The organism is Desulfobacula sp. (assembly GCF_021107415.1).
The window spans coordinates 1-6,223 of sequence record NZ_JAIOSW010000466.1; the positions used below are offsets into that span (position 1 = coordinate 1).

Annotated in this window: 6 protein-coding genes and 1 other RNA gene; 2 read left to right on the top strand and 5 right to left on the bottom strand. The window is 37.9% G+C overall.

Features of this window, described 5'->3' with window-relative positions:
- The coding region (locus K8S13_RS23410; RefSeq protein ID WP_291466144.1) for a uracil-DNA glycosylase family protein at positions 1–552 on the top strand (552 nt) is incomplete at its 5' end.
- Between the two features lie 490 nt (positions 553–1,042).
- A complete protein-coding gene (locus K8S13_RS23415; RefSeq protein WP_291466145.1) occupies positions 1,043–2,410 on the top strand; it encodes a recombinase family protein in 1,368 nt (455 codons plus the stop codon).
- A gap of 7 nt (positions 2,411–2,417) precedes the next feature.
- Here K8S13_RS23415 and K8S13_RS23420 read toward each other — a convergent pair whose 3' ends face one another.
- From K8S13_RS23420 to K8S13_RS23440, 5 genes are all read right to left on the bottom strand, one after another.
- Complete coding sequence (locus K8S13_RS23420) at positions 2,418–3,356, bottom strand: ABC transporter substrate-binding protein (protein ID WP_291466146.1); 939 nt, start codon at positions 3,354–3,356, stop codon at positions 2,418–2,420.
- Positions 3,357–3,407: 51 nt separating this feature from the next.
- Complete coding sequence (gene ispD, locus K8S13_RS23425; protein ID WP_291466147.1) at positions 3,408–4,124, bottom strand: 2-C-methyl-D-erythritol 4-phosphate cytidylyltransferase; 717 nt, start codon at positions 4,122–4,124, stop codon at positions 3,408–3,410.
- A 1-nt stretch (position 4,125) separates the two neighbouring features.
- Positions 4,126–5,436: an HPr family phosphocarrier protein gene (locus K8S13_RS23430; protein ID WP_291466148.1), complete on the bottom strand. Its 1,311-nt coding sequence runs from the start codon at positions 5,434–5,436 to the stop codon at positions 4,126–4,128.
- 32 nt (positions 5,437–5,468) lie between these two features.
- Positions 5,469–5,863: RNase P RNA component class A (rnpB, locus tag K8S13_RS23435), an RNA gene on the bottom strand.
- Positions 5,860–6,223, bottom strand: a 364-nt coding sequence (locus tag K8S13_RS23440; protein WP_291466149.1) for a C4-type zinc ribbon domain-containing protein, incomplete at its 5' end; no start/stop codon positions are given. The genes K8S13_RS23440 and rnpB, both read right to left, overlap by 4 nt.

Here is a 6,223-nt window from a genome sequence, read left to right on the forward strand (position 1 = left end):
TCCGGTGTCAATGGCTTGCCGCGGCGTGAAATCATAACCTATCCTTATATAGTGGTTGAAATTATGGATAGATTATCATGTAATATCTGTCTTAGTCAAGTATCAATTCATATGCGATTGACTATAACAAATCGCAATTCAGGAATTAAATTCAGAATACAAATTAAAAAAATGGGATTTGATCTGTCCAATGATTTCTATGTGACCAATACAGTAAAATGCTTCACTCCAGGACTTACTCCAGAAGAAAAAATAAAAGTGAAAAATAATTGCATTGTTCACCTGATGCAGGAAATCGAAATGATTCAACCTGAACTAATTGTTTGCGTGGGAGGAACGGCATTAGAAGCAATTTACGATCAAATTTTAAAAAAGAAACCTCCTGGTGTAAAAATTAGTATTGAAGGGGGTGCAAAAAAGGTTGATGGGTATCATGTTGCAACAATGCTTCATCCATCATGGTATGATTATTGGAGTAGAAAGTGGGAGTGGACTGAAAAAAATTATCTAAATGATAGTCGTTCTATTTTGCTACAGTATTCAAAAAAATAAGTTCAAAACAGATAACAAAATATCATGAATTTTAAATTCAATATTACCCATAAGTCGTTTCAAATCTTAACTTCTTACAAAAAATTAAGATTCAATTATATTCCCTAACATGTTTCATTTAGGACATCTTTCCACAGCATTCTTTATAATAGCACATCTTACAGAACTGCTTTGGCGGAGGCAGGGGTGAAGGTGATGCTTTGGGCGGGTTAAAATCGCTGCGGAGGCACGACGCTGAGAGCAGCGATTTCACCTCTTCATCGGACATGGATGTCCGATGAAGTTTAGCCCAAAGGATTGCCTTTACTCCTGCCGGCACATCTGGAATTCCTTCAATCTACTTGCGATCATCCTTAAAAAAAATACCTGTCACAAGATTTTTTTTGATTTTCTTTTGAACAGGACTTTATTTATTTATAAAAATTCAATAAACTTACATTAATTGTCGATTCAAGCTATGTTAAATCAATTTAATAAAGATGAGGAAAAAATGACCCGGGAAAAACTTTTATCTGTTTTAGACATTGCTGAAGAACTGAATACGGGTAAAGCTACGACAAAATTCATGCTGAAACGCTTTAAAAAATGGCTGCCTTGTGACCTCATTGACGGGCAAGCCTTTTATCATCCTGACAAGACTATTAAATTATTATTTATAATACAAGAGAACCTTGACATGGGGATGCTTCCAAGCAAGATTGAAAAAAAACTGGACGTCTTACGCAATGGTAATTCAGATGATTTTTCAAACCCTTCGAAAAATGAAGACATCCGCTTGAATAATGGCGGATTAAATATTATAGAATCACTTATCACCGACATTGGAGAACAGCAAAAAAGGATTGCCAAAGCACATGAAAAAAGGGCTGAAGTTGAGGAGAGAAAGGCTTTTGCCATTGAAAAAAGAGCTGAAGCTGAAGAAAAAAAAGCTGATGCCATGAATAATATAGCCGCGGCTTTGCAGGAAATGAACCGGCTCAGGACAGGCGACCCTGCTGCCCGACAGATAGCCCACCAGGCTGCATCCATAATTGTTGCGGATGAAACTATACAAGAAGACACACCTATTGAGCTTGATGATCTTTCAAGTCTGATTCAAGACCAGGACAATTTTGACAAAACAGATGCCGGCCCGTCTTCTCTGCTTGAAGAGGACGCTATACTTGAAGAATTTGATAATCTGTCATTGTTATTGGATGAGACAGAAGAATCGGATGATAAACCAGATGATAAACCAGATGATAAAATTGATGATCTGTCTGAACTGATTGATGAAGATCCTTTAGCAAGTGCTGAATCTGTACAACTGGATGATTTATCATTACTTCTTGATCCAGCCGCCGCAGCAGATGATATCCCAAAAGATCGGGAACAGACAGATCAACCTCTCGCTTTGGATGACCTATCCGCCTTAATTGACCAGACTGATAACGAACCGGCAATAGAGCCGTCTATTGAACTTGATGATCTGTCTCAACTCATAGACGACTCATCAGATTCCGGGCAGAAAGCCCGGGATTTGGATGATCTCTCTTTATTGATAACAGACGATTCCCTGCAAATGGATGATTTATCAAAACTGATTGATGATCCAAAAACTTATAAAGAACCTTCTTCCGGAAAAGATGAAATAGAAGACACACCAGCGATAAAAATCGATATTTCACCTGAAAAGGATTTGGGAAAATATAAAGCAGCCATCATGAAGATTATTATTGAACTAAAATCGGATGGCTTAAGCGTTGAAGAGGCAACAGACCGTCTAAACAAGAATAAAATTAAAACTTTGTCCGGAAAACCGGAATGGGGCCAAAAAGCAATTTCGCAAATCTATAAATTCATTGAGTCTGCAAAATAATCAAGGTCTATTTTGCACCTGCCTTTTTTGCAAAACTTGTATCAACAAATTTTTCAAGATCAATCAAGCTTGTCATAATTTTCATCTCGTCCATCATGTATTTCTGGATTGTATCAAGATCCTTAATGATGGGGAACAGCTCACCTGTCAGGATACGATCAGGAGGATCAGTGAGCACTTTTTTGATCACTTCTTTATCCTGGGAAAGAAAATCGCCACCAATAATTGAAGCCGGTCCGGGTTGCGCATCTATGGCAAGTCCGGATTTGACAAAACTGTCACAGATTTCCTGAATTGCTTCGGGATGTTTTTCAATAATTTCATTTCGCACGACAAAAACACAGCAGGGATGATTCGGCCATAAATCTTTGGAAAGATAAAATTCTTCTCCAAACCCCTTGGCGATAACCTGTGATCCAATGGGTTCTGCAACAATAAACCCTCCGATTTCACCCTCTTCGTCATATTCTAACGCTTCAGGCATCTGGAAGGGCGCAACAACTTCGAGAGTGACATCAATACCCTTTTCGGTTGATCTTCCGGGCTTTAAGCCCTTTTCGGACAGAAGCTTGTGAAACAGCATATTATGAACTGACAGTTGATAAGGGATCAGAACAGTTTTTCCGGCAAAATCCTCAATCTTCTCAATATGAGCATTTTTACTTTTAACCAAAATACTTCCTGATTTATGGGCAAACAGCAAGAGTTTTATATCAGTACCCGCTTTAAAAAGATCCATAGCCGTCGGAGCAAGTATCAGGGCACCATCAAGGGACTTCACTGAAAGTGCATCCGCCACCTCATTCCATCCATTCTTCAGCACAGGGTTAAGAGTACAGTGTTCAAACTTCTCCATACCCTTTTTTAATTTAAGGTCTGTAACGCCAAGAATAAGATGATCTGTAATTTTAAGATAACCAATCTTTAATGCAGGTTTTTCCGCCATTATGGTACCTCCGATTATGTGCATGGATAAAGACTATTTTTATTATTATGCTTAACTTAATTTCAAAGTCAATAGATATTTTCCCAAAACAAGGTCTTCCGGAGTCGTAATTTTAATATTTAGCTTAGAACCGTTTATGATAACCACCTTGTGACCTAAATGTTCAACTAGTGAAGCATCATCGGTTCCTAAAAATAAAATTTTCCCTGCGTGCTCGAATGCGCGTAAAATCAAGTCCAGTTTAAAGGTTTGAGGTGTCTGGGCGTTATAGAGATTCTCCCTGTTTAATGTTTTTTGAATAAAATAATCACTAGAGACATGTTTTACCGTATCTGTTATTTTAACCCCAGGGATACAGGCACCATATTCAACGGCATTCCAGATACAATCTTTTATAATATTTTGATTTACAAAAGGGCGTACACCATCATGAATCATTATGATGGCTTCTTTATCCCGGCTCATTTTATCACGAATATAGTTCAGGCCTTTTAAGACAGAATCCTGCCTTTTTTTTCCGCCTTCAACTAAATGAATCTTTTTTTTAAACCCATATGGATCAATAATATGGGTTTTGCAATACATTTTTTCTTGTTTTGGGACAACAAGGATAATTTCATGGACCGGGTCACACTTATCAAACGCCATAATGGTGCGGGTAAGGATTGGGATACCATCCAAATGAAGATATTGCTTTTTCATCTTTTGGTCCATTCGCAGGCCTTTGCCTGCGGCAACAATGATGGCAAAATGTCTTAATTCATCCATTTCAGCTCAAATAAGACAGTTCTTTGGGTAAGGGGATTCCTTTACCCATATGGTCTTCTCCATAATTCACACCCGCAAGAATTTGAAGATCGGTTAATGCCCGCAAGTCACCTTTAAACTGAACGATTTCTACTTCTTCTTTTTTTATTTTTCCGCCGGCCCATTGAATATCCAAAACACTTGCAGCATCAAAAATATCATTATTGACAAGCATCCTAACTTCACCGCCATAATGCTGAACAATTTTAGCGACCAAAAGACTTGGACGACTATGGAATCCTCGATCCATGGGAATTCCAACTTCTATGGTAGAGGTTTCCATATTTTCATTCAATATTCTGGATGCCAGTTCTTTTCCTGAGGATAAAAATTTCCTGGCATAAAACAAGCAGTAATTAACCGCCCGATCCAGCAAAACATCCGGATCAATCAAATCGGATAAAGACACACTGACATTTTTGTATACATCCTTAAATCCAATGTCATACATATGACGTTCATAAAAATGTAATAATCTGCCCGCTACCTGAAGAAGATGAAATACAACAGAAAAATGGCTTCTAAGCTGCTCAAGCATAATATCTTCTGACGATGATTTTGTATTTACCACATATGAATCAAATGAAGACTGGATATTATGAATCAACATTTCATATCTTCTAATAGTAACTTCATTGATTTGTTCAGGTACAAGCTCATTTAGTTTTTTTAAGTCATAGCGCTCATAAAATGCTAATTGATCGAAATCTTTTACAACTTCCAAAAATTCACTGGCAATACGCGTCAGGTTCTCTTTTTGTTGATCTTTGGCATTAAAATCATCTATATTGTGATCCAGCTGTTGTGTAGATGAAATTCCAGGGAAATAACTCAAATTATACCCAGTATCCGGTATATTGATTTTCAGACGGCGGGCTTCTTCTATGATCACTGGAGCTGCAAGCCTTATGGATTCCTGTAAAATCTTCAGTGTATCAAACGCTTCAAGCTTAAATGTCTCATAGCGATTTTGTTCAAAAAAATAAAATTTAAACCGATTAAGAATACGTCTTTGAGAATAGCACGCCAATGCAAGATGCCGAATGGTCGCAGACAATTCACGATAAAATACCCATTCTTTATTTTTTTTAGCCCCGTGGAAATCCAAAAAATCTTCAAGGATATGAGAGGTTGTAATAAGTTTTGAGTATAATTTTTTTGTATAGATATACTCATCATCTTCAACTCCAACAACAAATAAAATGCATTTTAAATACTCAAAAGAAAAAATATTGGCTTTTTCTTTATATGAAATATCGCAAGTAAAACTCATAATTTATAATCCAACATCAGAAATAAAAAAAACGGCCTGACCAGTCTATAAGCCGAATTCTGTTACCTGCTCTCGTTACCTTGAACAGGTCAACGATCATTCATCTGGGGTGTACGTTGCCGCACACCTCATGCGACCTACCCGAAAACTCGGGCGGACAACCCTCAAACGTTTTCCTATTTGGTCTTGCACCGGACGGGGTTTACCAAGCTTTTCCAGTCACCTGGAAAACTGGTGCGCTCTTACCGCACCGTTTCACCCTTACCAGGATTGGCCTTTATTTCAATCTTGGCAATCCAGGCGGTCTACTCTCTGTTGCACTTTCCTTCACGTCACCGTGACTCCACGTTATGGAGCGTCCTGTCCTGCGGTGTTCGGACTTTCCTCCAGGGGTTTACCCCCCCCAGCGATCGTTTTTCCTGGTCAGACCGATTGTTCATAATAAAGTATTCTACTGCATTGCGGGCACAAAATCAATGAATCACCCCGCTGCACTTCAATATATAATTGAGGCGGTATATTCATAAAACATCCCATGCACACCTCTTTTCTCACCTTTACCACTGCAAGACCCTTGTTCATTTTTGAAATTTTTACAAATCGGGTCATTAAAGAAGGATCAATATTTTTTCCAATATCTTTTTGCTGGGCAAGATATTCATCAAGAAGCTCTCTGTCATCCTTTGATTTTTTTTCAATATCTTTTTGTTCGGCTTCTATTTGATCCTTTAGAAGAAGAAACTCTTTTTCACTTTCCTGAACGATTTCTTCCATTTTTTCTTTTTCA